The organism is Rhodoferax sediminis, from assembly GCF_006970865.1.
GTDB lineage: Bacteria > Pseudomonadota > Gammaproteobacteria > Burkholderiales > Burkholderiaceae_C > Rhodoferax_A > Rhodoferax_A sediminis.
On the sequence record NZ_CP035503.1, the window covers coordinates 2,261,895 to 2,287,533 of the forward strand.

General features: G+C 64.9%; 28 protein-coding genes. 16 read left to right on the plus strand and 12 right to left on the minus strand.

Features of this window, described 5'->3' with window-relative positions:
- Positions 1–25 precede the first annotated feature (25 nt).
- From EUB48_RS10880 to EUB48_RS10910, 7 genes are all read left to right on the plus strand, one after another.
- The gene (locus tag EUB48_RS10880; protein WP_142819054.1) at positions 26–1,534 is read left to right on the plus strand and encodes a helicase HerA-like domain-containing protein; all 1,509 of its coding nucleotides are present in this window, start codon (positions 26–28) and stop codon (positions 1,532–1,534) included.
- A 14-nt stretch (positions 1,535–1,548) separates the two neighbouring features.
- Positions 1,549–2,517, plus strand: a complete 969-nt coding sequence (locus EUB48_RS10885) for a threo-3-hydroxy-L-aspartate ammonia-lyase (RefSeq protein WP_210411615.1) — start codon at positions 1,549–1,551, stop codon at positions 2,515–2,517.
- 84 nt (positions 2,518–2,601) lie between these two features.
- Positions 2,602–3,894: a GTP cyclohydrolase II gene (locus EUB48_RS10890; RefSeq protein ID WP_210411616.1), complete on the plus strand. Its 1,293-nt coding sequence runs from the start codon at positions 2,602–2,604 to the stop codon at positions 3,892–3,894.
- On the plus strand, positions 3,891–5,183 hold the full coding sequence (locus EUB48_RS10895; protein WP_142819056.1) for a URC4/urg3 family protein: 1,293 nt from the start codon (positions 3,891–3,893) through the stop codon (positions 5,181–5,183). Before EUB48_RS10890 ends, EUB48_RS10895 begins: the two co-directional genes overlap by 4 nt.
- A 21-nt stretch (positions 5,184–5,204) precedes the next feature.
- Complete coding sequence (gene upp, locus EUB48_RS10900; RefSeq protein ID WP_142819058.1) at positions 5,205–5,846, plus strand: uracil phosphoribosyltransferase; 642 nt, start codon at positions 5,205–5,207, stop codon at positions 5,844–5,846.
- Positions 5,847–6,018: 172 nt separating this feature from the next.
- Positions 6,019–6,714, plus strand: coding sequence for a glutathione S-transferase (locus tag EUB48_RS10905; protein WP_274595955.1), 696 nt, complete (start codon positions 6,019–6,021; stop codon positions 6,712–6,714).
- Positions 6,711–7,184: an EVE domain-containing protein gene (locus tag EUB48_RS10910; RefSeq protein WP_142819060.1), complete on the plus strand. Its 474-nt coding sequence runs from the start codon at positions 6,711–6,713 to the stop codon at positions 7,182–7,184. Before EUB48_RS10905 ends, EUB48_RS10910 begins: the two co-directional genes overlap by 4 nt.
- 48 nt (positions 7,185–7,232) lie before the next feature.
- Here the strand turns inward: EUB48_RS10910 and EUB48_RS10915 are convergent, their stop codons facing one another.
- Together EUB48_RS10915 and EUB48_RS10920 are read right to left on the minus strand one after the other, a co-directional pair.
- On the minus strand, positions 7,233–8,147 hold the full coding sequence (locus EUB48_RS10915; protein ID WP_142819062.1) for a ketopantoate reductase family protein: 915 nt from the start codon (positions 8,145–8,147) through the stop codon (positions 7,233–7,235).
- Positions 8,148–8,160: 13 nt separating this feature from the next.
- Entirely contained in the window at positions 8,161–8,661 is a 501-nt protein-coding gene (locus tag EUB48_RS10920; RefSeq protein ID WP_142819065.1) for a hypothetical protein, read from the minus strand.
- Positions 8,662–8,764: 103 nt separating this feature from the next.
- On the opposite strand from EUB48_RS10920, the gene EUB48_RS10925 reads away from it, so the two are divergent.
- Positions 8,765–9,478, plus strand: a complete 714-nt coding sequence (locus EUB48_RS10925; protein ID WP_142819067.1) for a YebC/PmpR family DNA-binding transcriptional regulator — start codon at positions 8,765–8,767, stop codon at positions 9,476–9,478.
- Here the strand turns inward: EUB48_RS10925 and EUB48_RS10930 are convergent.
- From EUB48_RS10930 to icd, 5 genes are all read right to left on the minus strand, one after another.
- Positions 9,475–10,308 (minus strand): NAD-dependent protein deacetylase, encoded by an 834-nt coding sequence (locus tag EUB48_RS10930; protein ID WP_244618173.1) that lies wholly within the window; start codon positions 10,306–10,308, stop codon positions 9,475–9,477. The two genes, EUB48_RS10925 and EUB48_RS10930, sit on opposite strands and share 4 nt — an antisense overlap.
- A 31-nt stretch (positions 10,309–10,339) precedes the next feature.
- Positions 10,340–11,776 carry an exodeoxyribonuclease I gene (gene sbcB, locus EUB48_RS10935; RefSeq protein ID WP_142819071.1) on the minus strand — a complete coding sequence of 479 codons (1,437 nt, stop codon included), beginning with the start codon at positions 11,774–11,776 and terminating at the stop codon, positions 10,340–10,342.
- Positions 11,777–11,907: 131 nt separating this feature from the next.
- On the minus strand, positions 11,908–14,247 hold the full coding sequence (gene clpA, locus EUB48_RS10940; protein ID WP_142819073.1) for an ATP-dependent Clp protease ATP-binding subunit ClpA: 2,340 nt from the start codon (positions 14,245–14,247) through the stop codon (positions 11,908–11,910).
- 56 nt (positions 14,248–14,303) lie between these two features.
- Complete coding sequence (clpS, locus tag EUB48_RS10945; RefSeq protein WP_077561176.1) at positions 14,304–14,663, minus strand: ATP-dependent Clp protease adapter ClpS; 360 nt, start codon at positions 14,661–14,663, stop codon at positions 14,304–14,306.
- A gap of 161 nt (positions 14,664–14,824) precedes the next feature.
- Positions 14,825–16,078 (minus strand): NADP-dependent isocitrate dehydrogenase, encoded by a 1,254-nt coding sequence (icd, locus tag EUB48_RS10950; protein ID WP_077561178.1) that lies wholly within the window; start codon positions 16,076–16,078, stop codon positions 14,825–14,827.
- 187 nt (positions 16,079–16,265) lie between these two features.
- Here icd and EUB48_RS21365 point away from each other — a divergent pair, with 187 nt between their 5' ends.
- The gene (locus tag EUB48_RS21365; RefSeq protein WP_168226740.1) at positions 16,266–16,493 is read left to right on the plus strand and encodes a hypothetical protein; all 228 of its coding nucleotides are present in this window, start codon (positions 16,266–16,268) and stop codon (positions 16,491–16,493) included.
- Positions 16,494–16,571: 78 nt separating this feature from the next.
- On the plus strand, positions 16,572–17,033 hold the full coding sequence (locus EUB48_RS10960; RefSeq protein ID WP_244618174.1) for a DUF192 domain-containing protein: 462 nt from the start codon (positions 16,572–16,574) through the stop codon (positions 17,031–17,033).
- 112 nt (positions 17,034–17,145) lie between these two features.
- Here EUB48_RS10960 and EUB48_RS10965 read toward each other — a convergent pair whose 3' ends face one another.
- From EUB48_RS10965 to EUB48_RS10985, 5 genes are all read right to left on the minus strand, one after another.
- Positions 17,146–17,727, minus strand: a complete 582-nt coding sequence (locus tag EUB48_RS10965; RefSeq protein WP_142819080.1) for a superoxide dismutase — start codon at positions 17,725–17,727, stop codon at positions 17,146–17,148.
- A gap of 46 nt (positions 17,728–17,773) precedes the next feature.
- Positions 17,774–19,117, minus strand: coding sequence for an exodeoxyribonuclease VII large subunit (gene xseA / locus EUB48_RS10970; protein WP_142819082.1), 1,344 nt, complete (start codon positions 19,115–19,117; stop codon positions 17,774–17,776).
- Positions 19,118–19,503: 386 nt separating this feature from the next.
- Entirely contained in the window at positions 19,504–19,842 is a 339-nt protein-coding gene (locus EUB48_RS10975) for a hypothetical protein (RefSeq protein ID WP_142819084.1), read from the minus strand.
- A gap of 232 nt (positions 19,843–20,074) precedes the next feature.
- Positions 20,075–20,416, minus strand: a complete 342-nt coding sequence (locus EUB48_RS10980; RefSeq protein ID WP_142819086.1) for a hypothetical protein — start codon at positions 20,414–20,416, stop codon at positions 20,075–20,077.
- Between the two features lie 197 nt (positions 20,417–20,613).
- Entirely contained in the window at positions 20,614–21,543 is a 930-nt protein-coding gene (locus EUB48_RS10985) for a hypothetical protein (RefSeq protein WP_142819088.1), read from the minus strand.
- 105 nt (positions 21,544–21,648) lie between these two features.
- Between EUB48_RS10985 and EUB48_RS10990 the strand changes: the two genes are divergently transcribed.
- The 6 genes from EUB48_RS10990 to adk all read left to right on the plus strand — a co-directional run bounded on the left by EUB48_RS10990 (position 21,649) and on the right by adk (position 25,631).
- Positions 21,649–22,299, plus strand: a complete 651-nt coding sequence (locus EUB48_RS10990; RefSeq protein WP_142819090.1) for a MotA/TolQ/ExbB proton channel family protein — start codon at positions 21,649–21,651, stop codon at positions 22,297–22,299.
- 12 nt (positions 22,300–22,311) lie between these two features.
- Positions 22,312–22,740 (plus strand): ExbD/TolR family protein, encoded by a 429-nt coding sequence (locus tag EUB48_RS10995; RefSeq protein ID WP_142819092.1) that lies wholly within the window; start codon positions 22,312–22,314, stop codon positions 22,738–22,740.
- Positions 22,741–22,744: 4 nt separating this feature from the next.
- Complete coding sequence (gene lpxK, locus EUB48_RS11000) at positions 22,745–23,746, plus strand: tetraacyldisaccharide 4'-kinase (protein ID WP_142819094.1); 1,002 nt, start codon at positions 22,745–22,747, stop codon at positions 23,744–23,746.
- Positions 23,747–23,757: 11 nt separating this feature from the next.
- Positions 23,758–23,967: a Trm112 family protein gene (locus EUB48_RS11005; RefSeq protein WP_077561195.1), complete on the plus strand. Its 210-nt coding sequence runs from the start codon at positions 23,758–23,760 to the stop codon at positions 23,965–23,967.
- 16 nt (positions 23,968–23,983) lie between these two features.
- Positions 23,984–24,763 (plus strand): 3-deoxy-manno-octulosonate cytidylyltransferase, encoded by a 780-nt coding sequence (kdsB, locus tag EUB48_RS11010; protein ID WP_142819096.1) that lies wholly within the window; start codon positions 23,984–23,986, stop codon positions 24,761–24,763.
- Positions 24,764–24,974: 211 nt separating this feature from the next.
- On the plus strand, positions 24,975–25,631 hold the full coding sequence (gene adk, locus EUB48_RS11020; protein WP_142819098.1) for an adenylate kinase: 657 nt from the start codon (positions 24,975–24,977) through the stop codon (positions 25,629–25,631).
- Positions 25,632–25,639 lie beyond the last annotated feature (8 nt).

Here is a 25,639-nt window from a genome sequence, read left to right on the forward strand (position 1 = left end):
CGCCTACCCCGAGGAAACCCCCACCATGGCCGAACCGCTGCTGATCGCCAAAAACGCCGCCACCCTGTGCGAGCTGCTGCCCGCCCTGGCAAACCGCCATGGACTGATCACGGGCGCGACGGGCACCGGCAAGACCGTGACCCTGCAGACCATGGCCGAGGGCTTCTCGAAAATCGGCGTGCCGGTGTTCATGGCCGACGTCAAGGGCGACCTGACCGGCATCAGCCAGGCCGGCAGCATCGCCGGCAAGCTGGCGCAGGTGCTGAAAGAGCGCGGCATCGCGCCGCCCGAGCCGCTGGCCTGCCCCGCCACGCTGTGGGACGTGTTCGGCGAGCAGGGCCACCCCGTGCGCGCCACCATCTCCGACATGGGCCCGCTGCTGCTGGGGCGCATGCTCGATCTGAACGAAACCCAGGCCGGCGTGCTCAATCTGGTGTTCAAGATCGCCGACGACAGCGGCCTGCTGCTGCTCGACCTGAAGGACCTGCGCGCCATGCTGCAATACGTCGGCGACAACGCCGGCCAGTTCACCACGCAGTACGGCAACGTCAGTGCGGCCAGCGTGGGCGCGATCCAGCGCGGTCTGCTGCAGATCGAGTCCCAGGGCGGCGAGAAATTCTTCGGCGAGCCGATGCTCAACATCGCGGACTTCATACAGACGGTCAATGGGAAGGGGGTCATCAACATCCTCGCAGCCGACAAGCTGATGAACGCGCCGCGCCTGTACGCCACCTTCCTGCTGTGGCTGCTGTCCGAGCTGTTCGAGCAGTTGCCCGAGATCGGCGACCCCGAGCAACCGAAGCTGGTGTTCTTCTTCGACGAGGCGCACCTGCTGTTCAACGAGGCGCCCAAGGTGCTCATCGAGCGCATCGAGCTGGTGGTGCGGCTGGTGCGCTCCAAGGGCGTGGGCGTGTATTTCGTCACGCAGAACCCGCTGGACATTCCCGACAGCGTGCTGGCCCAGTTGGGCAACCGCGTGCAGCACGCGCTGCGCGCCTTCACGCCGCGCGACCAGAAGGCCGTGAAGGCCACGGCACAGACCATGCGGCAAAAGCCCGGCCTGGACATCGAAGCCGCCATCACCGAACTGGCCGTGGGCGAGGCGCTGGTGAGCCTGCTCGATGCCAAGGGCCGCCCCAACGTGACCGAACGGGCCTATGTGCTGCCGCCCGGCAGCCAGATCGGCCCGATCACGCCGGCGCAGCGCCAGGCGCTGATCGCCGGCTCGCTGGTCGCCGGGGTCTACGAAAAGGTCGTGGACCGCGAGTCGGCTTACGAAAAACTCAAGGCCCGCACGGCGTCCGCACCTGCCAGCGCGAATCCGCCTGGCAGCACGACGGCGCAGCCCGCGTCCGGCGGCATTTTGGGCGGGCTGAGCGATGTGCTGTTCGGCTCCACCGGCCCGCGCGGCGGCCAGCGCGACGGCCTGGCCCAGTCCATGGCCAAATCGGCGGTGCGCACGATGGGCTCCACGGTCGGGCGTGAAATCATTCGCGGCGTGCTGGGCGGCATCTTCGGCAGCAAGAAGCGTTGAAGGAGCCGATCACCATGCCCCCACTGCAACTCCCCACCTATGACGACGTCGCCGCCGCGGCGCGCAGGTTAGAGGGCCACGCGCACCGCACCCCGGTGCTGCGCTCGCGCACGGCCGACACCCTGCTGGGCGCGCAGCTGTTCTTCAAATGCGAGAACTTCCAGCGCATGGGGGCGTTCAAATTCCGCGGGGCCTTCAATGCGCTGTCGCAGTTCACGCCCGCGCAGCGCAAAACCGGCGTGCTGGCCTTCTCCTCGGGCAACCACGCGCAGGCCGTCGCGCTGTCGGCGCGCATCCTGGGCATGCCGGCCGCGATTGTGATGCCGCTGGATGCGCCGGCCGCCAAACTGGCGGCCACGCGCGGCTATGGTGCCGAGGTCATCACCTACGACCGCTTCACCGAAGACCGCCAGGCCATCAGCCAGCGGCTCGCCCTGGAGCGCGGCATGACCCTGATCCCGCCCTACGACCATCCCGATGTGCTGGCGGGCCAGGGCACCGCCGCCAAGGAATTGTTCGACGAGGTGGGCGAACTGGACCACCTGTTCGTCTGCCTGGGCGGCGGTGGTCTGCTGTCGGGCTCGGCGCTGGCCGCGCGCGCCCTGTCGCCGCGCTGCAAGGTTTACGGCGTGGAGCCGCAAGCCGGCAACGATGGCCAGCAGTCGTTCCAACGCGGCGAGATCGTGCACATCAACACTCCCCAAACCATCGCCGACGGCGCGCAAACGCAGTTCCTGGGGCAGTACACCTTTGCCATCATCCGGCGCGACGTGGACGACATCCTGACTGCGAGCGACGCGCAACTGGTGCAGGCCATGCGCTTCTTCGCCGAGCGCATGAAGATGCTGGTCGAGCCCACCGGCTGCCTGGGTTTTGCGGGCGCGCAGCATGGCGGCGTGGCGTTAGAGAGCGCGCGCGTCGGCGTGATCATCAGCGGCGGCAACGTGGATCTGGCGCGCTTTGCGCAGTTGGTGGCGCCTTGAACGCGACCTTGCGTGCCCGCCCCTTTCACCGAGCCTTGTCAGCCCCGACACACCTCTGTACATTGCATTCTTTGAGGAGCCGCGATGCCCATTGAAGTTGCGCCGAAGTCGCCCGATCCCGTTGCCCCCGGCGCCGCTCCCGGCCCCAGCCATATTCGCCTGACCTCGCATGCCAGCGGGCATGGCGCCCTGCCCATCCACTGGGCAGCCGCCAGCGCGGCCGAGCGCGGTCCGGTGGTCGGCACCACATCAAAGCGCAGTCACCGCAACGTGATCGGCACGCACAGCGGCTCGTACAGCGTGTACCGCGCGCTGGCGGTGGCCTCCGGTGCGCTGTCGCCGCACCACAAGGCCGACCTGACCAACACTTCGCCGACCGACGTCATCGGCCCCTACCCGCAGTGGAGCGAGCCGGGGCGGATCGTCTCGATGGACCCCTGGGGCGCCCGCATCGCCGAAGTGTTCGCGGCCGAGCTGGCGGCCGGCTACGACATTCGCCCGACCATCGCCGTGACCAAGGCGCACGTGATCCTGCCCGAGGTGATCGAGGCGCTGCAGTCGGGGCGGCTCAAGGCCGACGGCAAGTTCCTCACCGCGAACGGCGCGGCCATGGTGACCAAGGCCGCGATCGAGCCGGTCTGGTATTTGCCCGAAGTGGCCAGGCGCTTTGGCTGCACCGAGGCCGATTTGCGCCGCGTGCTGTTCGAGGAGACCGGCGGCATGTACCCCGAACTGGTGACGCGCAGCGACCTGGAGGTGTTTTTGCCGCCGATCGGCGGGCAAACGATTTACATCTTCGGCAACCCGCGCGACCTGGCCAACCCGGCGGTCGAACTCACGGCTAGAGTGCACGACGAGTGCAATGGCTCGGACGTGTTCGGCTCCGACATCTGCACCTGCCGCCCCTACCTCACGCACGCGATCGAGGAATGCATCCAGGGCGCGCAGCGCGGCGGCGTCGGGCTGGTCGCCTACTCGCGCAAGGAAGGCCGCGCGCTGGGCGAGGTGACGAAGTTTTTGGTCTACAACGCGCGCAAGCGCCAGCTCGGCGGCGACACGGCCGACCAGTACTTTGCGCGCACCGAATGCGTGGCCGGCGTGCAGGACATGCGCTTTCAGGAGCTCATGCCCGACACCTTGAACTGGCTCGGCATCACGAAAATCCACCGGCTCGTGTCCATGAGCAACATGAAGTTCGACGCCATCACGAAGGCCGGCATCGAGATCGTCGAACGCGTGAATCTTCCCGATGCCCTGATCCCGGACGATGCCCGGGTCGAGATGGATGCCAAGATGGCGGCCGGCTATTTCACGCCCGGCGCCGTGCCGGATGCCGATGAGCTTAAAAAGGCCAAAGGCCGGCAACTGGATACATGAAAGATATTATTTTGATAGCAGACAGCGCAGATGCAACAAGGGCTGCAGCCTTATTACGCAGCACAGACACGATCCGCACGCGCGCCCGGGGCCTGCTGGCGCGCGCGCGCGCGGGCGAGTCCGTGTACTTCACGGTGCACGACGACGCGCTCGCCCAGGCAGCGGCGCTGGTGGCCGAAGTCACCCGCGAGCGCTACCCGGACCTGATCATTCCGTACCACAGCCGCTGGCGGCATTTCGAGGCCGGCGGGCTGGACCGCGTGGCGCTGCTGAACGAAGCCCTGGGCAAGGTATCGCCGCCGCGGCACGCGCGCGCGCAGATCGATCTGGCCGTCGTCAGCGTGCTGCTCGACGCCGGGGCCGGGGCCGACTGGCATTACCTCGATCCGCGCTCCGGGCAGCGCCTGACGCGCTCGGAAGGCCTGGGCGTGGCGAGTTTCAACGCCTTCAGCAAGGGCCTGTTTTCGAGCAAGCCGACGCAGCGCTGCCAGGCCGACGCGCCGGGCTTGATGGCGCTGACCGCGCGGCAGCTCGGCGCCGCGTTTCAGGTCAGTGTCGACAACCCGATGGTGGGGCTGGACGGGCGCGCCGCGCTGCTGCGCCGCCTGGGCGAGGTGATTGCCGATCAGCCCCGGATTTTTGGCGGTGCGGGAGGCTTGTGCCGACCCGGGCGCCTGTTCGATTACCTCACGGCGCCCGGGCAGACCGACGATGGCGTAGATACAACCGAGGGCGCTCCCACGGTGCCGGCCAGCCGCATTCTTTCCACACTTTTAGCGGCCCTGGCTCCCATCTGGCCTACACACAACGCTATTGAATCCATAGCGCTCGGCGATTGCTGGCGACATTCCGCCGTGCGCGGCGAAGGTCTCTCGGATGGCTGGATGCCCTTTCACAAGCTCTCGCAGTGGCTGACCTATTCGCTGCTGGAGCCGTTCGAGTGGGCCGGCGTCGCCGTCACCGGCCTCGATGCGCTCACGGGCCTGCCCGAATACCGCAACGGCGGCCTGCTGCTGGACGCCGGCGTGCTGCGCCTGAAGGACGCGGCGCTGGCCACCCAGACGCACCGCGCCGGCGATGAATTCGTCGTCGAATGGCGCGCCCTGACGGTTGCCCTGCTGGACGAACTGGCACCGCTGGTGCGCGAGCAGCTAGGATTGAGTGAATCGCAGATGCCGCTGGCTTGCGTGCTCGAGGGCGGCACCTGGGCCGCCGGCCGTGTGCTGGCGCAGCGCCTGCGCGGCGGCACGCCACCCCTCGCGATCGAGAGCGACGGAACCGTTTTTTGAAAAAAAGGAAGAAGAGACCCCATGACCACCCTGCCCGCCAATGTGCACCTGATCGATCACCCGCTGGTGCAGCACAAGCTGACGCTGATGCGAAAAAAGGAAGCGTCCACCAACACCTTCCGCCGTCTGCTGGGCGAGATCAGCAGCCTGATGGCCTACGAGGTCACGCGCGACATGCCGATGCAGGACGTGCAGATCGAGACCCCGCTGGAGACCATGACCGCGCGCGTGATCGACGGCAAGAAGCTGGTGTTCGTCTCGATCCTGCGCGCCGGCAACGGCATTCTGGAAGGCATGCTGAACGTGGTGCCCGGCGCGCGCGTGGGACACGTGGGCCTGTACCGCGACCCGAAGACGCTGACGGCCGTGGAGTATTACTTCAAGATGCCGCAAGACATGCAAGAGCGCGACATCGTGATCGTCGACCCCATGCTGGCCACCGGCAATTCGGCCATCGCCGCCGTCGAGCGGCTGAAGGAACTGAACCCGAAGTCGATCAAATTCGTCTGCCTGCTGACCTGCCCCGAAGGCATCGCCGCGCTGCACAGGGCGCACCCGGACGTGCCGATCTACACCGCCGCGATCGACCGCCAGCTCAACGAGCACGGCTACATCCTGCCCGGCCTGGGTGACGCGGGCGACCGCATCTTCGGGACCAAATAGGCCGCAAAGACGCGCGCCATGAAAAGCCTCGCAGACCTCGAAACGCTGCGGCGGCAATTCGGACAAGGCGCGTGCTCGCTACAAGAACAATAGCTGTCTGTGTACGTCAGTCAATGGCTGGAGACGAATTCTTTTAATTTCTCTGTGAAATGCAACGCTCGTGGCGACACCCTTGACAACCGTTTTGTATTCCTTCCGCCGCTGCCCCTACGCCATGCGTGCGCGCCTCGCGCTGGCGGTGAGCGCACAAGCCTGCGAACTGCGCGAAGTCGTTTTGCGCGACAAGCCCCCGGAGCTGCTGCAGGCCTCGCCCAAGGCCACCGTGCCGGTCCTGGTGATTGACGACGGCCGGGTCATCGAGCAGAGCCTGGAGATTATGCTGTGGGCCTTGCGGCGCAACGATCCGGGCCAGTGGTTGCGGCCCGAACGGGCGGATCTTGAAACCATGCTGGCGCTGGTCGCCGAATTCGATGACGGCTTCAAATACCACCTGGACCGCTACAAATACGCCGGCCGCCATGAAGATGCGGACGGCGCTGCGGCGCTGACACACAGGGCGCAGGCCGCGGCCTATCTGGACCGGCTCGACGCGCAGCTCCACACCACCCGCTATCTGTTCGGTGAGCGTGCGGCATTGGCCGACATGGCGCTGGCACCGTTTGTGCGCCAGTTCGCGCAGACCGACAGCCGCTGGTTCGCCGCACAGTGCTGGGCGCCATTGCAGACCTGGTTGTCCGCCTTCGTGAACTCGGCGCTGTATGCGCAAATCATGCTGAAATACCCGAAATGGGAGCCCGGCACAGCAGGCGTTTTGTTCCCGCCAGGCTCTACCCCCGTCAAAAACCAGTTAATGAGGCAAACCCCATGACAAGCTACTGGCTCATGAAATCCGAACCCGGGGAATGCTCGGTAGATGACGCGCTGGCGGCCCCCAACGCCACGGTGCCCTGGGTCGGCGTGCGCAACTACCAGGCGCGCAACTTCATGCGCGATGGAATGCGCGTGGGCGATGGCGTGCTGTTCTACCACTCCAGTTGTGCGGAGCCTGGCATCGTGGGCATTGCGCAGGTGGCGTCCACGCCCTACCCTGACCCGACCCAGTTCGACCCGACGTCGCCTTACTTTGATGCCAAATCGAAACCCGAGGAGCCGCGCTGGCTGCTGGTGGACGTGCAGGTGCTGCGCAAGACGCGCAACCTCGCGCTGCCCGAGCTGCGCGCCCATGAGGCGCTTGAAGACCTGGTGGTACTGCGCAAGGGCAACCGCCTGTCCATCACGCCGGTCGAGCCGCAGCACTGGCGGGTCATCTCAAAACTGCTGGGCAGCCCGGAGTCTTGAAGCGAACGGCGCTTGGGCCTGCTCTTCAGGGCGCACGAAGACGCTGCTTTAAGCCTGCGCGTGCTTTGATTCCATCAACTTCACCAACGCCCACAGCACCCGGTTCGCCGGCGTCGCAATCCCCAGCGCCTCGCCGCGCCGCACCACAAGCCCGTTGAGATAGTCGATCTCGCTGTGCTTGCCGCGCGCCAGGTCTTGCGCGGTGGATGAAAACTGGCTGGGCATGCTGCCGGCAAGCGTGTCTACCGCCGCCACCGCGTCGCCGGGCACCTGCACGCCCTCGGCCTGGGCCACGGCCAGGCATTCGGCCACCACGTCGCGCATCACGTCTTTCACGCCCTCGCCCTGCACGGTCTTGCCGTAGGGCAGCTGGGCGATGGCCGAGACGGCGTTGTAGGCGCAGTTGAGGATGAGCTTGGCCCACAGCGCGCCGCGCACATTGCCGGAGACCTCGGTGGGCACGCCGGCGGCGATCAGCGCTCGCGCCACGGCTTGGCTGGAAAACGAGCCGGAACGGGCGGGCTCGATCACCAGCTCGCCGCGGCCGTGATGCCTGACATGGCCGGGGCCGGCGATCTCGGTGGCCACGTACACCACTGCCGCAGCCACTGCGTGTTGCGGCAGCACTGCGCGCAGCCGGTCGGCATTGTCCACGCCGTTTTGCAGACACAGCACCAGGGCGTCGGCCGGCAGGTGCGGCCGCATCTGGACGCCGGCCGATTCGGTGTCGGTGGACTTGACGCAGAACAGGATCAGGTGGGCGCCCTGCACCGCGCCGGCCTCGGCGCTGGCAGCCAGGCGGACGTGCTCGTCGAAGCTGCGCGTTTCCATGCGCAGGCCGTCGCGGTGGATGGACTGCACGTGCGGGGGCCGGGCGATCAGCACCACGTCGTGGCCGGCGCGCGCCAGCATGCCGCCGTAGTAGCAGCCCACGGCACCGGCACCCATGACAGCGACTTTCATGGTTCCACTCACGCTACGCCCTGCGCACGGCATCCGCGCTGAAACCGGCCTCGGCCCAGGCGCTTGCGCTGGCCCGGGTCAGCTTGAAAGAAGGCGCCACGCGGATTTCCGCCAGCAGCTCGCCAGAGGCATCCAGGGCGCGGAGCAGCGCGGACGGATTCTCTTCGTCGGGTTCGATGTCGAGCGAGATGTTCAGGCGCTCGGTGTTGTGCGTGATGGCGATCTGCTGGTGCAGCGTGGCGTGCAGTTGCTGCTCATGCCGCCGCACGAATTCAGCGGCGGTCTTGACCAGGGTGTTGAACGCCGGTACATCCAGCGGCTTGGGGTTTTTCTTGTCGCGCCCCATGGTCCACGGCCCGACCAGGGCCGGCTCCGCGTGGCCTTGCAGCGTCATGGCCACGGCCCAGCCGTCGTCGTCTTCGTTCTTGATGACGCGCGCGGTCCAGCCGTTGTCGCGCCACAGGCGCGGTTCCTGAATTTTTTCTGTTCCGTCTTCGGCGTCGGTGGTTGGCATGGTGGGTGTTTTGAGTAAGGGGAGGATTGTAGGAGCCGCTGGCCCCTGGCATAAACTGCAGGGTTCACGCAGCAATGCGGCAAAACATCAAGGAACCTCACACATGGGCGCGCAGTGGAAAGCAAAAGGCAAGGCACAGGCCGCGGATGCCAGGGGCAAGCTGTTCGGGCGACTGGCCAAGGACATCATGGTGGCGGCGCGCGGCGGCGCCGATCCGGCCCTGAATTCGCGCCTGCGGCTGGTCGTGGAGCAGGCACGCAAGGTGTCCATGCCCAAGGAAACCCTGGACCGGGCCATCAAGAAGGGCGCCGGGCTCACGGGCGAGGCGGTGCAGTTTGAGCACGTGATGTACGAGGGCTTTGCGCCGCACCGTGTGCCCGTGATGGTCGAATGCTTGAGCGACAACCTGAACCGCACCGCACCCGAGATGCGCGTGCTGTTCCGCAAAGGCCAGCTGGGCACGTCGGGCTCGGTGTCCTGGGATTTCGACCATGTGGGCATGATCGAAGCAGAACCTGCCACGGCGGGCGCCGATCCCGAACTGGCCGCGATTGAAGCGGGCGCCCAGGACTTCGAGCCGGGCGAGGAAGACGGCACCACGCTGTTCCTGACCGACCCCACCGATCTCGATCTGGTGAGCCGCGCCCTGCCCGCCCACGGTTTCAGCGTCTTGTCCGCCAAGCTCGGCTACCGGCCGAAGAACCCGATCGACCCCGCGAGCCTGGGCGCCGCGGAGCTGGAAGAGGTGGAAGCCTTCCTGGCGGCCATCGACGCCAACGACGACGTGCAGAACGTGTTTGTGGGCCTGGCGGGTTAAGAGCGTTCGCCCAAGGCGCTGGCGAGCGAGTCCAGCGCCTCACCCACAGGCTGCTCCAGTTTGAGCGTCAGCAGCTCATCCGCCCGCGTGCGCCCCAGATTCACGGCGGCCACGGGCTTGCCGGCCGCCACGGCCGCCTGCACGAAACGAAAGCCCGAATACACCATCAGCGAGGAGCCGGCCACCAGCACGGCGTCGGCCTGTGCCAATGCGCCCAGCGCCCCTTCGACGCGCTCGCGCGGCACGTTCTCGCCGAAGAAGACCACGTCGGGCTTGAGCAGGCCGCCGCAGTGGGCGCACGCGGGAATGTCAAAACCCGAGAAGTCGCGGGCTTCGAGGTCGGCGTCGCCGTCGGGCGCGGCCGTCGCATCCAGCGCGGCCCATTCGGGGTTGCGGCGCAGCAGTTCGGCCTGCAGCGCCGCGCGCGGGCTGCGGGCTTCGCAGGCCATGCAGCGCACGCTGTCGATGCGCCCGTGCAGGTCGATCACGCGCCGGCTGCCGGCGGCACGGTGCAGGCCGTCCACGTTCTGCGTGAGCAGCAGCTCCACGCGCCCGGCAGCCTCCAGCCGGGCCAGTGCGTGGTGCGCCAGGCTGGGCCGGGCCTGGCCCATCACGCGCCAGCCGATCAGGCTGCGCGCCCAGTAGCGCTGGCGTGTGGCCTCCTCGCCCATGAAGGCCTGCCAGGTCACGGGCGCGGCGCGCTTCCAGTCGCCATTGGCATCTCGGTAGTCCGGGATGCCGGAATCCGTGCTGCAGCCCGCGCCGGTCAGCACGAACAGCCGCCGGTGGCGCTGCGCGAAATCGGCCAGATCGGTCGTCGTTATCGTCATTGTCATCGGGCGCCCGGACACATCAGTGGCCTCAGCGCGAGGGCGCGATGCTCTCGGTATAGTCGTACAGCGCGCCCAGGATCTCTTCGCCGCGCTCGTCGGCCGCTTCCGACAACTGATCGACCTCGGTGAACAGCTGCTCCACCGTGCGCGCACCGCCCTCGCCTTCGAACAGGCGGGCCGCGCGGTGTTCTTCCCAGCGCCGGGCCTCGTCGTCTGACAAGGTGGCGGGAAAGTTGCGCGCGCGGTAGCGAAACAGCAGTTCCTCCAGCCGCGGGTCGTCAAAACCGGTGCGGGCAGAGGCCAGTTTCTCCGGGGAGAGGCTGCGCAGCTGCGTGAGCTTGCGCCGGTCGTTGTTGCCGACGAAGCCGCCGTACAAATCCTCGTCCACATCGGGTGTGGGCTCCGGGGGGCGGCGGAAGACTTCCTGCCAGATCGCGCTCATGTCGGGCAAGCCACGGGCTATTTCGGCATTGGCAAGCGCAGCGTCAATGTCTATGCCCCACTTGGCCGCCATCTCAGGTGACAATCTTTCAAGCGTGCGTATCACCATGGGCGACTTATTTAGGTGAACCGACTTCAGTGGCAGGCGCTGCACGCCCTCAGGCAAATCAATCGACTTGCTGAACAAACGCTGGCGCAGCGTGGCGACGTCCAGTAACGGCAGCTCGCTTGGGTTACGCGCCAGGTCCCATGCCAGCAACTCATTTTTATTGGTCGGGTGGTTGGCCAGCGGCCACATGACGGCGAGACAGCCACGCTCGGCCGGGAACATACCCGACACGTGCAAAAACGGTCGCGCTGTTTGTTGGCTAGTGGGCAAGCCCAACTCTTTAGCGACACGGTCCTTTTTGTGTAGCCTCAAGCAAAATTCAAAAAGATTGGGGTTAGCCGTCCGAAGCAGCCGCGCCAGCGCGATAGTGGCGCGCACGTCGGACAGCGCGTCGTGCGCTGCCTCGTGGATGAGCCCATTGGCGGCCGTCAGGTCGGTGAGCTTGAAGCTGGCGCCGCCCTGCGCATTTTTGGGCCAATGGATGCCGTCCGGGCGCAGCGCGTACGCGGTTCGCACCACATCTAACAGGTCCCAGCGCCCGCACTCGTTTTGCCATTCGCGCGCATACGGATCGATCAGGTTGCGCCAGAACATGAAACGCGTGATCTCGTCATCGAAGCGGATGGTGTTGTAGCCCACGCCAATCGTGCCGGGCTCGGCCAGCGCCTGCTCGATCTGCGCGGCAAACTGGTGCTCCGGCACGCCGCGCGCCAGGCACAGCTGCGGCGTGATGCCGGTGATCAGGCACGACTGCGGGTCGGGCAGGAAATCGGGCGCCGGCTGGCAGTACAGCATCAGCGGTTCGCCGATCTCGTTGAGATCGGCGTCGGTGCGGATGGCCGCAAACTGGGCCGGCCGGTCGCGCCGCACCTGGGTGCCGAAGGTTTCGTAGTCGTGCCAGAGAAAGGTGTGCATGGTCACCCGAGAGTTTTATGGATGAAATAGGCCTTTAGACCTTACTGGATATCGGCATCTAGCTATTATTAAAATAGCAAAGGGTCGGCAGCTTGACGCTGTCGACCCTTTGCATTTTGCCGCAGGCAGTATCAGCCGGTGGTCGCTTCTTCCGACTCCGGTTTGGCGCGGCCTTCCTTCTTGGGCAGCGGCTGGATGTCGAGCACCACCTCGCCGTTCTCGACACCCTTGTCGTCGGTGGTCACCTTCATGTCCACCGTCAGGCGTCCGCCCTCCATCAGGCGACCGAACAGCAACTCGTCGGCCAGCGCGCGGCGGATCGTGTCCTGGATCAGGCGCTGCATCGGGCGCGCGCCCATCAGCGGATCGAACCCCTTCTTGCCCAGGTACTTGCGCAGCGCGTCGGTGAAGGTGACTTCCACCTTCTTCTCGGCCAGCTGCGTCTCGAGTTGCAGCAGGAACTTGTCGACCACGCGCAGGATCACGGTCTCGTCCAGCGCCTTGAAGCTCACCGTGGCGTCCAGCCGGTTCCGGAACTCAGGCGTGAACAGGCGCTTGATATCCGCCATCTCGTCGCCCGCTTCGCGATGGGTGGTGAAGCCGATCATCGCCTTGTTCATGGTTTCGGCGCCCGCATTCGTCGTCATGATGATGATGATGTTGCGGAAGTCGGCCTTGCGCCCGTTGTTGTCGGTCAGCGTGCCATGGTCCATCACCTGCAGCAGCACGTTGAAGATGTCCGGGTGCGCCTTCTCGATCTCGTCAAGCAGCAGCACCGCGTGCGGCTTCTTGGTGACGGCCTCGGTCAGCAGCCCGCCCTGGTCAAAGCCGACGTAGCCCGGCGGCGCGCCGATCAGGCGGCTCACGGCGTGGCGCTCCATGTACTCCGACATGTCGAAGCGGATCAGCTCGATGCCCATGATGTAGGCGAGCTGCTTGGCCGCTTCGGTCTTGCCGACGCCCGTGGGGCCGGAGAACAGGAACGAGCCGATCGGCTTGTCGCCCTTGCCCAGGCCCGAGCGCGCCATCTTGACGGCACTGGCCAATACGTCCAGTGCCTTGTCCTGGCCGAACACCACGCTCTTGAGGTCGCGCTCCAGCGTCTTGAGTTTGCCGCGGTCGTCGTTCGACACATTGGCCGGCGGAATGCGCGCGATCTTGGCCACGATCTCCTCGACTTCGGTCTTGGTGATCGTCTTCTTGCGCTTGTTGGCGGGCAGGATGCGTTGCGCCGCGCCGGCCTCGTCGATCACGTCGATCGCCTTGTCGGGCAGATGCCGGTCGTTGATGTACTTGGCGCTCAGCTCGGCCGCAGCCTGCAGGGCCGCCACGGCGTACTTGACGCTGTGGTGCTCTTCAAAGCGCGATTTCAGGCCTTTGAGGATTTCCACGGTTTCAGCGACGGTGGGCTCCACCACATCCACCTTCTGGAAGCGCCGTGACAGCGCAGCGTCCTTCTCAAAAATCCCCCGATACTCGGTGAATGTGGTGGCGCCAATGCACTTGATCTGACCCGAACTCAGCGCGGGCTTGAGCAGGTTGGACGCGTCCAGCGTGCCGCCCGAGGCCGCGCCGGCCCCGATCAGGGTGTGGATCTCGTCGATGAACAGGATCGCATTGGGCTTGTCCTTGAGGCTTTTCAGCACGCCCTTGAGACGCTGCTCAAAGTCCCCGCGGTATTTGGTACCGGCCAGCAGCGCGCCCATGTCGAGCGAGTAGACGTTCGACTCGGCGAGGATTTCCGGCACATCCTTTTGCGTGATGCGCCAGGCCAGGCCTTCGGCGATCGCGGTCTTGCCGACACCGGCCTCACCCACCAGCAGCGGGTTGTTCTTGCGCCGGCGGCACAGGATCTGGATCACGCGCTCGACCTCGTACTCGCGGCCGATCAATGGATCGATCTTGCCGTCCTTGGCGAGCTGGTTCAGGTTCTGCGTGTACTGCTCCAGCGGCGAGGCCTTGTCGTTGCGCTCGCCGCCCTCTTCGCCTTCCTGGGCGGCCGATTCGCTGCTCTTGGCGGGCTCGGGCGGATCGCTCTTCTTGATGCCGTGCGCGATGAAGTTCACCACGTCCAGCCTTGTGACGCCCTGCTGGTGCAGGTAGTACACGGCGTGCGAGTCTTTCTCGCCGAAGATGGCGACCAGCACGTTGGCGCCGGTGACTTCCTTCTTGCCGTTGCCCGTGGACTGCACGTGCATGATGGCACGCTGGATCACACGCTGGAAGCCCAGCGTGGGCTGTGTATCGACATCGTCGGCACCCGCCACCTGCGGCGTGTTGTCCTTGATGAAGTTGGCGAGCGACTTGCGCAAGTCGTCGATGTTGGCCGAGCAGGCCCGCAGCACCTCGGCAGCGCTGGGGTTATCGAGCAAGGCGAGCAACAGGTGCTCCACGGTGATGAACTCGTGGCGCTGCTGCCTGGCCTCCACGAAGGCCATGTGCAAGCTGACTTCCAATTCCTGGGCAATCATGTGATTTCCTTTTTGCCTTGCTGTAATGATGAACTCTATATGGACGCTTGTGTAATTTATTCAACAGGCTCGCTGATACATTGCAGCGGATGCCCGGCCTTGTTGGCGGCGTCCATGACCTGGTCGACCTTGGTGGCCGCCACGTCCCTCGAATACACGCCGCACACCCCCCGGCCGTCCAGGTGGATCTTGAGCATGATCTGCGTCGCGGTCTCGCGGTCCTTGTTGAAAAACTCCTGGATCACCACCACCACGAACTCCATCGGGGTGTAGTCGTCATTGAGCATCACCACCTGGTGCATGTGGGGGGGCTTGACCTTCTGGGTGCGCCGCTCCAGAACGACCGAGTCGCCATTCTCCCCGTCGGGCGGCTGAGTCCTCGGCGCAGGGGGTTTGGAGGGGATTTTGGTTGCCATGGAATCATTCTATCGGGCAGGCTGCCGCACTGCACCACGAGGGTAAATTGGTGACGCCCGGGCCACATTCAAGCCCGAAAAACGAAACCGCCCCGCAGAGGGCGCTGCGGGGCGGTGATTCGGTGCAGGGCGGCTGTGGGCTGCCTGCGCCAGTACAAACTTTACATGTGATCGATCATGACCTGGCCAAAGCCGGAGCAGCTGACCTGCGTGGCGCCGTCCATCAGGCGGGCGAAGTCGTAGGTGACCTTTTTGCTCAGAATTGACTTTTCCATCGAGCTGATGATCAGGTCGGCCGCGGCCGTCCAGCCCATGTGGCGCAGCATCATCTCGGCCGAGAGGATTTCGGAGCCCGGGTTCACATAATCCTTGCCGGCGTACTTGGGCGCCGTGCCGTGCGTGGCCTCGAACATGGCAATGGTGTCGCTCAGGTTCGCGCCGGGAGCGATGCCAATGCCGCCGACTTGCGCAGCCAGCGCGTCGGACACGTAGTCGCCGTTCAGGTTGAGCGTGGCGATCACCGAGTATTCGGCCGGGCGCAGCAGGATTTGCTGCAAGAAAGCATCGGCAATGCTGTCCTTGACCGTGATGTCCTTGCCCGTCTTGGGGTTCTTGAACTTCATCCACGGACCGCCGTCGATCAGCTGGGCACCGAATTCCTTCGCCGCCAGGCCATAGGCCCAGTCGCGGAAACCGCCTTCGGTGAACTTCATGATGTTGCCCTTGTGCACGATGGTCACGCTGGGCTTGTCGTTGTCGATCGCGTACTGGATCGCCTTGCGCACCAGACGCTCGGTGCCTTCGCGCGACACCGGCTTGATGCCGATGCCGGATGTGTTCGGGAAGCGGATTTTCTTGACGCCCATTTCGTCCTGCAGGAACTTGATGAGCTTTTTGGCCTTGTCGGACTCGGCTTCGAACTCGATGCCGGCGTAGATGTCTTCCGAGTTCTCGCGGAAGATCACCATGTTGGTTTTTTCGGGCTCCTTCACCGGCGAGGGCACACCCTTGAAGTACTGGATCGGGCGCAGGCACACGTACAGGTCCAGTTGCTGGCGCAGCGCCACATTCAGCGAGCGGATGCCGCCACCCACGGGCGTGGTCAGCGGACCCTTGATGGACACCACATAGTCGCGCACCGCCTCCAGGGTCTCATCCGGCAGCCAGACGTCGGGGCCATACACCTGGGTGGACTTTTCACCGGCATAGACCTCCATCCAGTGGATTTTTTTCTTGCCGCCGTAGGCCTTGGCGACCGCTGCATCCACCACTTTCAGCATCACCGGTGTGATATCGGCGCCCGTGCCGTCGCCCTCGATAAAGGGGATCACGGGCTGGTCAGGCACATTCAGGGACATGTCGGCGTTGACGGTAATTTTCTGGCCCTCGGCGGGCACCTTGATGTGCTGATACATGGGGAAACTTCTCCGGTGGTGACTGGCCTGATTCGGCCGCTTTTGCTATTCGAGTGGAACGTGCGGATTTTAGCTTTAAAAATTTCTGTCGCCTCTGTCAACCAAGCGCAAAGCGGCCCCGTTACAGAAGAGCCTTCCGATTACTGGGAGGGAGCTTCACCATAACGTTACCTCAAGGAATTCTCAAATGAACAAAATCCTCGGCGCCCTGATCGCTGGTCTGTTTGCTGTTGGTGCCTATGCACAAGCGCCTGCCGCTCCCGCTGCTGCGCCTGCGGCTCCCGCCGCTGCCGAAGCACCTGCTGCCACGCCAGCCGCTGCCGCTCCTGCCAAGGCCACCAAAAAGGCCCACAAAGCCAGGAAGGCCCATAAAGCCAAGAAGGCTGCGAAAGCCGCTGCTCCCAAGACTGAATAAGTCCTTTTGACTTTGCGCGAGAATGCCCGCAGCAGCGGGCATTTTTGCGTTTGAGCCCGCCCTTCGAAGATGAACGCCATGAATTTGCGCTCCGCGTCGTTATCCGTCCTCGTCATCGGCCTCGCCTTGCTGGCAGGCACGGCGAACGCCCAGGGCAGCCCGCAATTGGAGCTGCCGCGCATCAAGCTGACAGCCGACATGTACCAGATCGACGTCCAGCTGGCCCAGACCCCCGAGCAGCGCGAATTCGGGTTGATGTTTCGCAAGCAGATGCCCCAGCCCGAGGGCATGCTGTTTGTGTTTGACGTACCGACCATTCAATGCTTCTGGATGAAGAACACCATCTTGCCGCTGACAGCTGCGTTTGTGGCGGATGACGGCACCATCGTGAACCTGGCCGACATGGCGCCGCAGACCACCGACTCGCACTGCTCGACCAGGCCCGTGCGTTACGTGCTGGAAATGAATCAGGGCTGGTTTGCCAAAAGAGCGATCAAGGCCGGTTTCAAGCTGGGCGGCAAACCGTTCGAGGGGCATTGACGCCCGTCACCCTGCCGCCTGGCGCGTTCTTTTCGCAAGCGAGGCGTCGCGATACCCGCACTAAAGGCAAAAAAGCCGGCTCGCGCCGGCTTTTTCATGCGTGAGGGTCGCCTCAGCCGAAGTTCTTCTCAGCAAAGCTCCAGTTCACCAGCTTGTCGAGGAAGGTTTCCACGTATTTCGGGCGCAGGTTGCGGTAATCGATGTAGTAGGCGTGCTCCCACACGTCCACGGTCAGCAGCGCCTTGTCGGCCGTGGTCAGCGGCGTACCCGCGGCACCCATGTTGACGATATCCACCGAGCCATCGGCCTTCTTCACCAGCCAGGTCCAGCCGGAGCCAAAATTGGCGCCCGCCGACTTCACGAATGCTTCCTTGAACGCGGCGTAGGTGCCCCACTTTGCGGCAATGGCTTTGGCCAGCGCGCCGGACGGCTCGCCGCCGCCATTGGGCTTCATGCAATTCCAGAAAAAGGTGTGGTTCCAGATTTGCGCGGAGTTGTTGTAGATGCCGCCGCTGGATTTTTTGACAATGTCTTCCAGCGCCATGTTCTCGAATTCGGTGCCCTTTTGCAGGTTGTTGAGGTTCACCACATAGGCATTGTGGTGCTTGCCGTAGTGGTACTCCATGGTTTCCTTGGAGTAACTGGGGGCCAGCGCGTCGATCGCGTAAGGCAGTGCAGGCAGCTTGTGTTCCATGATTTCTTTCCTCGTGGTTTGTTGTCGGGATTGTTGATTGTAGGAATTAAATGAGGCGTTGCGGCGATACCGTGAGATCAACCTCGCCATCCGCAAGGGTGGCACGCAGCGCCTGGCCGATGTGGGTCTGGCTCGCGCGGGTGATGGCGCTGCCCTCCAGGTCCGCCAGCCAGGCATAGCCGCGCTGCAGGACCAGCCGCGGATCGAGCAGCTCGAGGCGCAAACGCGCGCGCGCCAGCCGCTCCTGCGCGGCGGCCGCCGCGCGCCGCACCTTTTCAGGGAAATTGGCCTCCAGCCCTTGTACAAGGGACGCTTTATGCTGCAAATTCGATAGTGCGCCGTAGCGCAGGCGCTGCGCCTGATGGCCCAAACGCAGCTGCTGGCGAGCCAGCAACGCGGATGGCCGGCCAAGCCTGGAGGCCGCCAGATCGACGCGCTGGCTCTGGCTGTCGACCTGCCGCAGCAGCGCGTCGTGCAGCCGCTCCCCCGCCAGCGCCAGCGCCCCGAGCCAGACCTCGCGCGGCTGCGCCACCAGCTCGGCGGCGGCGGTCGGCGTGGGCGCGCGCAGATCGGCACAGAAGTCGGCGATCGTGAAATCGGTCTCATGGCCAACGCCGCTGACGAGTGGCACCGGGCTTTGCACGATGGTGCGCGCCAGCTGCTCGTCGTTGAACGCCCACAAGTCTTCCATCGAACCACCGCCGCGCACCAGCAGGATCACGTCGATGCAAGGACTCTGCGTCGCGCCTTTCCTTGAAGCCAAATCGGCTGTTAGCCCTTGTCTGGCGGGCGTGAGCTGATACAAATTTGATAGCGCCCGTACCAGATCCGCCGGCGCGCCGGCACCCTGCACCAGCGCGGGCGAGAGCACCACCGGGATGTGCGGCACGCGCCGCCTGAGCGCGGTCACCACGTCGTGCAGCGCGGCGGCGCCCAGCGACGTGACGATGCCGATGCCGCGCGGCATGGCGGGCAGTTCGCGTTTGCGGGCGGCATCGAACAAGCCCTCCTGCTCCAGCCTGGCCTTGAGTTTGAGAAACTGCTCGAACAACGCGCCCTGCCCGGCCCGACTCATGCTCTCCACGATCAATTGCAGGTCGCCGCGCTGCTCGTACACGCCCAGGCGCCCGCGCAACTCGACCAGCTCCCCATCGCGCGGTGCAAAGTCGAGCAGGCCAGCGGCGCGCCGGAACATGGCGCAACGGATCTGGCCGGTTTCGTCCTTGAGCGAGAAGTAGCAATGGCCGCTGGCTGCGCGTGAAAAATTCGAAATCTCGCCGCGCACCGCGACCGGGTTGAAGCGGGCGTCCAGCGCATCAGCAACGGCGCGGCACAGCGCGCCAACCTGCCAGATTCGCGGCGCCAGGGCTGGGGCGGGTACCTCAGGCACGGCTTGACCCCGGCGACGGCAAGCGACAACCCTCCACAGAGGCCGGCACCATACCGGATAAAGCACCCAACCCAGACGCAAACGCTGATGTTATGGTGCAAGCGATTGATTTCATTGAAATTTCTTCCGCTCAAAATGTAAGCGTTTTGTCACATTCATGCGCTGGCGCGGCTTGTGACAAGGTGCGAGCCTACTTCTCAACAAAGTTATCCACAATTTCTGTTGGTTTTTCGGGCTCGTCACGGTCCCGCATTATCGGGGCATGGAGAAAGTCGGTGCAGGGGCGGCTTGGCTGCCCCGCTGACCTGCTGCGCGTAGGGGTCGGGACATAAGCCCATCAAAAAAACGGACCCGAGTGGGTCCGCCGGGTTGCAGCGAATCTGTCGTCAGTACTTCTCGCCGGACTGGATTTCGCCTTTCTTGATGGCTTCGGCAGTCTCGGCCTTGCGCTTTGCACGGGCTTGCGCACGCTCAGCTTTGGTAAACTTGCGGGCGGTCCCGGCGCTCTTGTCGGAGCCTTCTTGCGGCATCTCGTTCTTGGCAGCGGCAGCGCCTCCAGCCTTGCGTTCCGCTTTGGCCGCAGCCTTCTCGGCCGGGGTCGCCGGGGCAGAGGGAGCCGCCATGGAGCCGGCAGAGTCGGCTTCGCCGCCCTTGGTCTGGGCAAAAGCACTCACCACCAGCATCTGGGCCAGGGCGATGCCCAGCGTCAACATGATTTTTTTCATACCGGCTCCTGTGTGGATGGTTGAACGAAATTGATCGCGGTTACTGCAAATTCTGCATAACCCCCCGTGCACCAGTATAGGAAGACCTGTCGCAACAATCAAAAGGATTGACGTCCGTCTTCCACGGCCTCCCCTATTGCATCACCGAGCCCTGTTGACGGGCACCCCCCCCCAAAAAAAAAACGGACCCGAGTGGGTCCGCCTTTGTGCAGCGAGTGCGTCTTCAGGCAGATTATTTCTGGCCAGGTACAGCCTGGATTTCGCCACTCTTGACTGCAGCAGCAGCAGCAGCCTTGCGCTTGGCGTGGGCCGCCTTACGCTGTGCTTTGGTGGTCTTGTGCGCAGTGCCGGCGCTCTGGGGCATACCCTCTTGCGGCGTTTCGCTCTTCGCGGCAGCAGCGCCTTCAGTCTTGCGATCGGTTCTGGCAGCGGCCTTCTCGGCGGGGGTCGCCGGGGCAGACGGAGCCGCCTTGGCGCCCGTTGGGTCGGCTTCGCCACCCTTGGTTTGGGCAAAAGCGCTCACGGCCAGCATTTGGGCCAGGGCGATACTCAGAGGCAAAATGATTTTTTTCATACAGGATTCTCCAGAGGGTTAAGGGAATTGGCCTTGAATACTACCAAGTCTTAATGTACCGAAAAGCGATATATAAAGACCTGTTGTAACAACCCAACGGACTGTTACGCATATCCCAAGCAGTGTAACGTCGTATGTGCATGCCCGGTTGACGCAAAATCTCGACCTGATTTCCGAAAACATGCTGTGAGCCGCCGTCAAGGTGGCGATTGCTGGCGCCGGTATTCGCTGCGTTTCATCTCCAGATAGGCCGCCCGGTCCATCTCGTGCAGCTGGCGGGGGTATTTTTCAGTGGCTGCGAACCAGCTCTGCAACCTCTTTTCCAGCTGATTCGCCGGCGAAGCCGACAGCGCCCCCAGGTAGGCGTCGATGGCCAGGTAGTAGCGCATGGTGTTGCGCTCCACCAGGCCGCGCATGCCGCCGATGTAGGTTGGCTGGCTCCCGGCCTGGGGCGCGCCCAAGGTCGTGAAGCCCACCTTGCCGCGGCCCACGGTCGCCAGGTAGACCTGCAAAGCCATACGGCTCACAGCGCCGTAACCGAAGGCGTAGCCCAGATGCAGGAAGGTGTGGCCGCCCTCGATGGATACGGCCTCGAGCAGGATGCGGTAGTTGCTCGTGCCGAACGGGCCCGACGGTGCATCGAGCTCGATATCTAAATATTCCGGTGTAACTGTGACTGCGCGATAGGCAAACACCAGTTCGGAGGCGTCGGCCACTGGCTGATCAAACTTCTTGCCGACCCTCAGGTCCAGTTGGGTCGCCGCGCCCAGGGTCTTCGCGCGGCAGTATTTGGTGTTCAGGTGCAGGATCAGCACGTCGCACCAGTGCTCGGGGCTGTTCAGCGCATTGCTGACCGTGGCAAACGGGTAATCGACCACGGCATAGATGTCGCCCTCGCTTTGCTGCGAGGTCTCGACCGAGTCCAGGTACAGCGGTCCGTTGAACTGGTTATTGGCCAGTTGGGGGCCCAGCGCCGCGTACCGGGTGCGCAAGACGGAGGGGCTGACCGCTTCGAGGCCGCCCGCCACGGCGGCGCCCGCCATGAGCAGCAGCGCGCACACGAACCAGGCCCGAAGAAGGGCCGAGGGGCCGGCCCGGCGCAGGGCCTTGCGCGAAGCATTCATCATCGACTGATTCTCCAAAATCCTGGAACGGTGGGCCATAATCCCATCCCGCACCCACGTACTTTTCCAGCGCTACCCACGCGCCCTATTCCAGAGCGGAGACTCCATTTGCTGTCCATCATACAAGCCGCCGGCTGGCCGATCTGGCCGCTCGTTGCCGCCTCCATCGTGGCGCTGGCCCTCGTCATCGAACGCTTTGCCAGTCTGAAAACCGCCAGGATTGCACCGCCCCGGCTACTCGACGAAGCCATTTCGGTCTCGCGCACCTCCGTGCCGACGCCCGACGTGGTGACGCAGCTCGAGCAGAACTCGGCGCTCGGTGAAATCCTGGCCAGCGGCCTGCGCGCACTCAACATCGACCCGCGCTGCAGCGAGGCTGACCTGCGCGCCACGCTGGAGGGGGCCGGCCGCGCCGTCGCGCACCGGCTGGAGAAGTACCTGAGCGCGCTCGCCACCATCGCCTCGGCCGCGCCGCTGCTGGGACTGCTGGGCACCGTGATCGGCATGATCGAGATCTTCGGTTCGCAGTCGCCCGGCGGCCTCGGCTCGGCCGTTGGTGGCGCGGCGGGCGTCGGCAACCCGGCGCAACTCGCGCATGGCATCGCGGTGGCGCTGTACAACACGGCGTTCGGGCTGATCATCGCGATCCCATCGCTGATTTTCTGGCGCTACTTCCGCGGCCGCGTGGACGAATACCTGCTGACGCTGGAGCTCGCAGCCGAGCGGTTTGTGCGGCATCTGGCGACCTTGCGCCGGTAGAGGGATCCCGCCATGAACTTCCGGCCCAAATCGCGGGACGAGCCCGAGATCAACCTGATTCCGTTCATCGACGTGCTGCTGGTGATCCTGATCTTCCTGATGCTCACCACCACCTACAGCAAGTTCACCGAAATGCAGCTCAGGCTGCCGGTGGCGGACACCGAGGCGCAGCGCGACTACAACAAGGAAGTCATCGTGGCCGTGAGCAGCGATGGGCGCTACATGGTCAACAAGACGCCGATCGCGGGCCGCAGCGTCGAGGCCATCGCGGCGGCGCTGACCGACGCGGCGCAGGCCGGCAAGGACAGCGTGGTCATCATCAGCGCGGACGCCAGCGCCACGCACCAGTCGGTCATCACCGTGATGGAAGCGGCGCGGCGCAGCGGACTGAACCAGATCACCTTTGCCACCCAGTCCTCGGCCAAGGCAGGCGCGAAGTAGCGCGATGCGCGATGCATTGCTGCGGGCCTGGACGCGACGCGGCGCGCTGGCCTGGCTGCTGTGGCCGGTCTCCCTGGTTTTCGGCGTGTTGAGCGCGGCGCGGCGCGCGCTGTACCGGACTGGCCTCTTCAAGACGCACCGCGCCGGCGCACATCTGCCGGTGGTTGTGGTCGTCGGCAACGTGGTGGCGGGCGGCGCCGGCAAAACGCCGGTCGTCATGGCGCTGGTGCGCCACTGGCAGGCGCGTGGACTTGTCGTCGGTGTGATCTCGCGCGGCTACGGACGGCAGACGACCGATTGCCGCGAGGTTCAAAGCGACAGCCTGGCCTCGGAAGTGGGTGACGAGCCCGCCCTGATCCGGCGTGCTACAGACGCTCCTGTTTTTGTAGCACGCCGGCGCGTTGACGCGGCCCGTGCGCTGCTCGCGGCCTACCCTGCCACCCAGGTGATCGTCAGCGACGACGGCCTGCAGCACTACGCGCTCCGGCGCGACATCGAGATTTGCGTGTTTGACGACCGCGGCGTCGGCAACGGTTTCCTGCTGCCTGCAGGCCCGCTGCGCGAACACTGGCCGCGCCCGGTCGATCTGGTACTGCACAGCGGAGCGCACCCCGCCTTTGCCGGCTTCACCTCAAAGCGCGCACTGGCAGATTTCGCCATCCGGCAGGACGGCACGCGGCTGCCCCTGGCGCAGTTGCAGGGCCAGTCGCTGCTCGCTGTGGCGGCCATCGCGCGGCCCGAGGGGTTTTTCAGCATGCTGCGCGAACGCGGCCTGACTCTGACGCACACCGTCGCGTTGCCCGATCACTACGATTTTGATAGCTGGATGCCTGCACCCGACAAGGGCTACACCCTGATTTGCACCGAAAAAGATGCACTCAAACTGTGGCGCGGCCATCCCGCTGCACTGGCCGTGCCATTGCAATTTGCGCCCGAGCCGGCCTTTCTCGCGGCCGTCGATGCGCTGCTGGACGCAAAGCTATCATCACCGCACACAGCCACCTGAGACACCCGCCCATGGACATCAAACTTCTTGAACTGCTGGTCTGCCCCGTGACCAAGGGCCCGCTCGACTACGACCGTGCGCACCACGAACTGATCTCGCGCAGCGCCCGGCTCGCCTATCCGGTGCGCGACGGCATTCCGGTCCTGCTGGAGGACGAGGCCCGCACCTTGAGCGACGACGAACTGGAAAAGCTGCCCAAGCGCACACCGCTGGTTGAATGAGGCGGGACGTGCGCGCATGAGCTTCACTGTTCTCATTCCGGCCCGGCTGGCCTCCACCCGGTTGCCGAACAAGCCGCTGGCCGACCTCGGCGGCGTGCCGATGGTCGTGCGGGTGGCGCAGCGCGCCCTGCAGTCCGGCACGGCAGGCAGGGGCGGCATGCCGGCGGTACGCGTGGTGGTGGCGGGCGACAGCGCGCGGATCGTTGCTGCCTGCCGGGCCCATGGCGTCGAGGCGGTGTTGACCCGCGCCGACCACCCTTCGGGCAGCGACCGGCTGGCCGAAGCCTGTGATCTGCTCGGTTTGCCGGACGACGATATCGTGGTCAATGTGCAGGGCGACGAACCCCTGATCGAGCCGTTGCTGATCGATGCCGTGGCCGAACTGCTGCTGCAGCGCCCCGAGGCTGCCATGAGCACGGCGGCGCATGCCATCGATACGCTGGCGGATTTTGTCAACCCGAATGTGGTCAAGGTCGTGCTGGACGCCCAAGGGCTGGCGCTGTACTTCAGCCGCGCCCCGATCCCGTGGTGGCGCGATGGCGCCGCGCAAGGCGTCACGCAGCTGCCGCCGGTGGCGCCGCTGCGGCATATCGGCATCTACGGCTACCGCGCCGGCTTTCTGCGCGAGTTCCCCAGGCTGGCGGCAGCGCCGATCGAAGACGCCGAGGCGCTGGAGCAACTGCGCGCCCTGTGGCACGGCTACCGCATTGCCGTGCACGTGACGCAGCATGCCCCCGGCCCGGGCGTCGATACGCCGCAAGATCTGGAGCGCGTGCGCAAACTGTTTGCGGCGTAGAGCCCCCACGCTTGCCACTTCGTGTGTTGCGCTGCCCCCCGTGGGGGCCGAACTTGCTCGGGGCGGCCCTTCGCTGCGTTAGCATCGGCGCGGCGTAAGCCAGTCTGAAGCTCCTGCGTGCTATTCTTGCCGCCAATGAAGCGTCGCGGGATCCGTTGCAGGTTCCAGATCCCAGCGATGCCACCTGGGTTTACCAAATTCGAGGAGATTCATGAGACTGATTCTGTTAGGCGCCCCCGGTGCGGGCAAAGGCACGCAGGCCACGTTCATCTGCCAAAAATACGGTATTCCGCAAATCTCCACCGGCGACATGCTGCGCGCCGCGGTCAAGGCCGGCACGCCGCTGGGGCTGCAGGCCAAGGCCGTGATGGACTCGGGTGCGCTGGTCAGCGACGACATCATCATCGGACTGGTGAAGGAGCGTATCGCCCAGAGCGACTGCGCCAACGGCTTTCTGTTCGACGGCTTTCCGCGCACCATTCCGCAGGCCGACGCGATGAAGGCGGCGGGCGTCAAGCTCGACTACGTGCTGGAAATCGACGTGCCCTTTGACGCCATCATCGAACGCATGAGCGGGCGCCGCTCGCATCCGGCCTCGGGCCGCACTTACCACGTCAAGTTCAATCCGCCCAAGGTGGCCGGCAAGGATGACGTGACCGGTGAGCCTTTGATCCAGCGCGACGACGACAAGGAAGAGACCGTGAAGAAGCGGCTCGAGGTGTACAGCGCGCAGACCCGGCCGCTGGTGGACTACTACGCCGGCTGGGCCAAAGCCGAGCCCGCCGCTGCGCCCAAATACCGTGCCATCAGCGGCACCGGCAGTGTGGAAGACATCACGGCGCGGGCGCTTGCGGCGCTGGCGAGCTGATCGCACGC

Excerpts from the sequence above, each read along its gene's own strand:
- EUB48_RS10880 (WP_142819054.1), top strand. The coding sequence starts at position 26 with ATGGCCGAACCGCTGCTGATCGCCAAAAACGCCGCCACCCTGTGCGAG.
- EUB48_RS10885 (WP_210411615.1), top strand. The coding sequence starts at position 1,549 with ATGCCCCCACTGCAACTCCCCACCTATGACGACGTCGCCGCCGCGGCG.
- EUB48_RS10890 (WP_210411616.1), top strand. The coding sequence starts at position 2,602 with ATGCCCATTGAAGTTGCGCCGAAGTCGCCCGATCCCGTTGCCCCCGGC.
- EUB48_RS10895 (WP_142819056.1), top strand. The coding sequence starts at position 3,891 with ATGAAAGATATTATTTTGATAGCAGACAGCGCAGATGCAACAAGGGCT.
- upp (WP_142819058.1), top strand. The coding sequence starts at position 5,205 with ATGACCACCCTGCCCGCCAATGTGCACCTGATCGATCACCCGCTGGTG.
- EUB48_RS10910 (WP_142819060.1), top strand. The coding sequence starts at position 6,711 with ATGACAAGCTACTGGCTCATGAAATCCGAACCCGGGGAATGCTCGGTA.
- EUB48_RS10915 (WP_142819062.1), bottom strand. The coding sequence starts at position 8,147 with ATGAAAGTCGCTGTCATGGGTGCCGGTGCCGTGGGCTGCTACTACGGC.
- EUB48_RS10920 (WP_142819065.1), bottom strand. The coding sequence starts at position 8,661 with ATGCCAACCACCGACGCCGAAGACGGAACAGAAAAAATTCAGGAACCG.
- EUB48_RS10925 (WP_142819067.1), top strand. The coding sequence starts at position 8,765 with ATGGGCGCGCAGTGGAAAGCAAAAGGCAAGGCACAGGCCGCGGATGCC.
- EUB48_RS10930 (WP_244618173.1), bottom strand. The coding sequence starts at position 10,308 with ATGACGATAACGACGACCGATCTGGCCGATTTCGCGCAGCGCCACCGG.
- sbcB (WP_142819071.1), bottom strand. The coding sequence starts at position 11,776 with ATGCACACCTTTCTCTGGCACGACTACGAAACCTTCGGCACCCAGGTG.
- clpA (WP_142819073.1), bottom strand. The coding sequence starts at position 14,247 with ATGATTGCCCAGGAATTGGAAGTCAGCTTGCACATGGCCTTCGTGGAG.
- clpS (WP_077561176.1), bottom strand. The coding sequence starts at position 14,663 with ATGGCAACCAAAATCCCCTCCAAACCCCCTGCGCCGAGGACTCAGCCG.
- icd (WP_077561178.1), bottom strand. The coding sequence starts at position 16,078 with ATGTATCAGCACATCAAGGTGCCCGCCGAGGGCCAGAAAATTACCGTC.
- EUB48_RS21365 (WP_168226740.1), top strand. The coding sequence starts at position 16,266 with ATGAACAAAATCCTCGGCGCCCTGATCGCTGGTCTGTTTGCTGTTGGT.
- EUB48_RS10960 (WP_244618174.1), top strand. The coding sequence starts at position 16,572 with ATGAATTTGCGCTCCGCGTCGTTATCCGTCCTCGTCATCGGCCTCGCC.
- EUB48_RS10965 (WP_142819080.1), bottom strand. The coding sequence starts at position 17,727 with ATGGAACACAAGCTGCCTGCACTGCCTTACGCGATCGACGCGCTGGCC.
- EUB48_RS10975 (WP_142819084.1), bottom strand. The coding sequence starts at position 19,842 with ATGAAAAAAATCATGTTGACGCTGGGCATCGCCCTGGCCCAGATGCTG.
- EUB48_RS10980 (WP_142819086.1), bottom strand. The coding sequence starts at position 20,416 with ATGAAAAAAATCATTTTGCCTCTGAGTATCGCCCTGGCCCAAATGCTG.
- EUB48_RS10985 (WP_142819088.1), bottom strand. The coding sequence starts at position 21,543 with ATGATGAATGCTTCGCGCAAGGCCCTGCGCCGGGCCGGCCCCTCGGCC.
- EUB48_RS10995 (WP_142819092.1), top strand. The coding sequence starts at position 22,312 with ATGAACTTCCGGCCCAAATCGCGGGACGAGCCCGAGATCAACCTGATT.
- lpxK (WP_142819094.1), top strand. The coding sequence starts at position 22,745 with ATGCGCGATGCATTGCTGCGGGCCTGGACGCGACGCGGCGCGCTGGCC.
- EUB48_RS11005 (WP_077561195.1), top strand. The coding sequence starts at position 23,758 with ATGGACATCAAACTTCTTGAACTGCTGGTCTGCCCCGTGACCAAGGGC.
- kdsB (WP_142819096.1), top strand. The coding sequence starts at position 23,984 with ATGAGCTTCACTGTTCTCATTCCGGCCCGGCTGGCCTCCACCCGGTTG.
- adk (WP_142819098.1), top strand. The coding sequence starts at position 24,975 with ATGAGACTGATTCTGTTAGGCGCCCCCGGTGCGGGCAAAGGCACGCAG.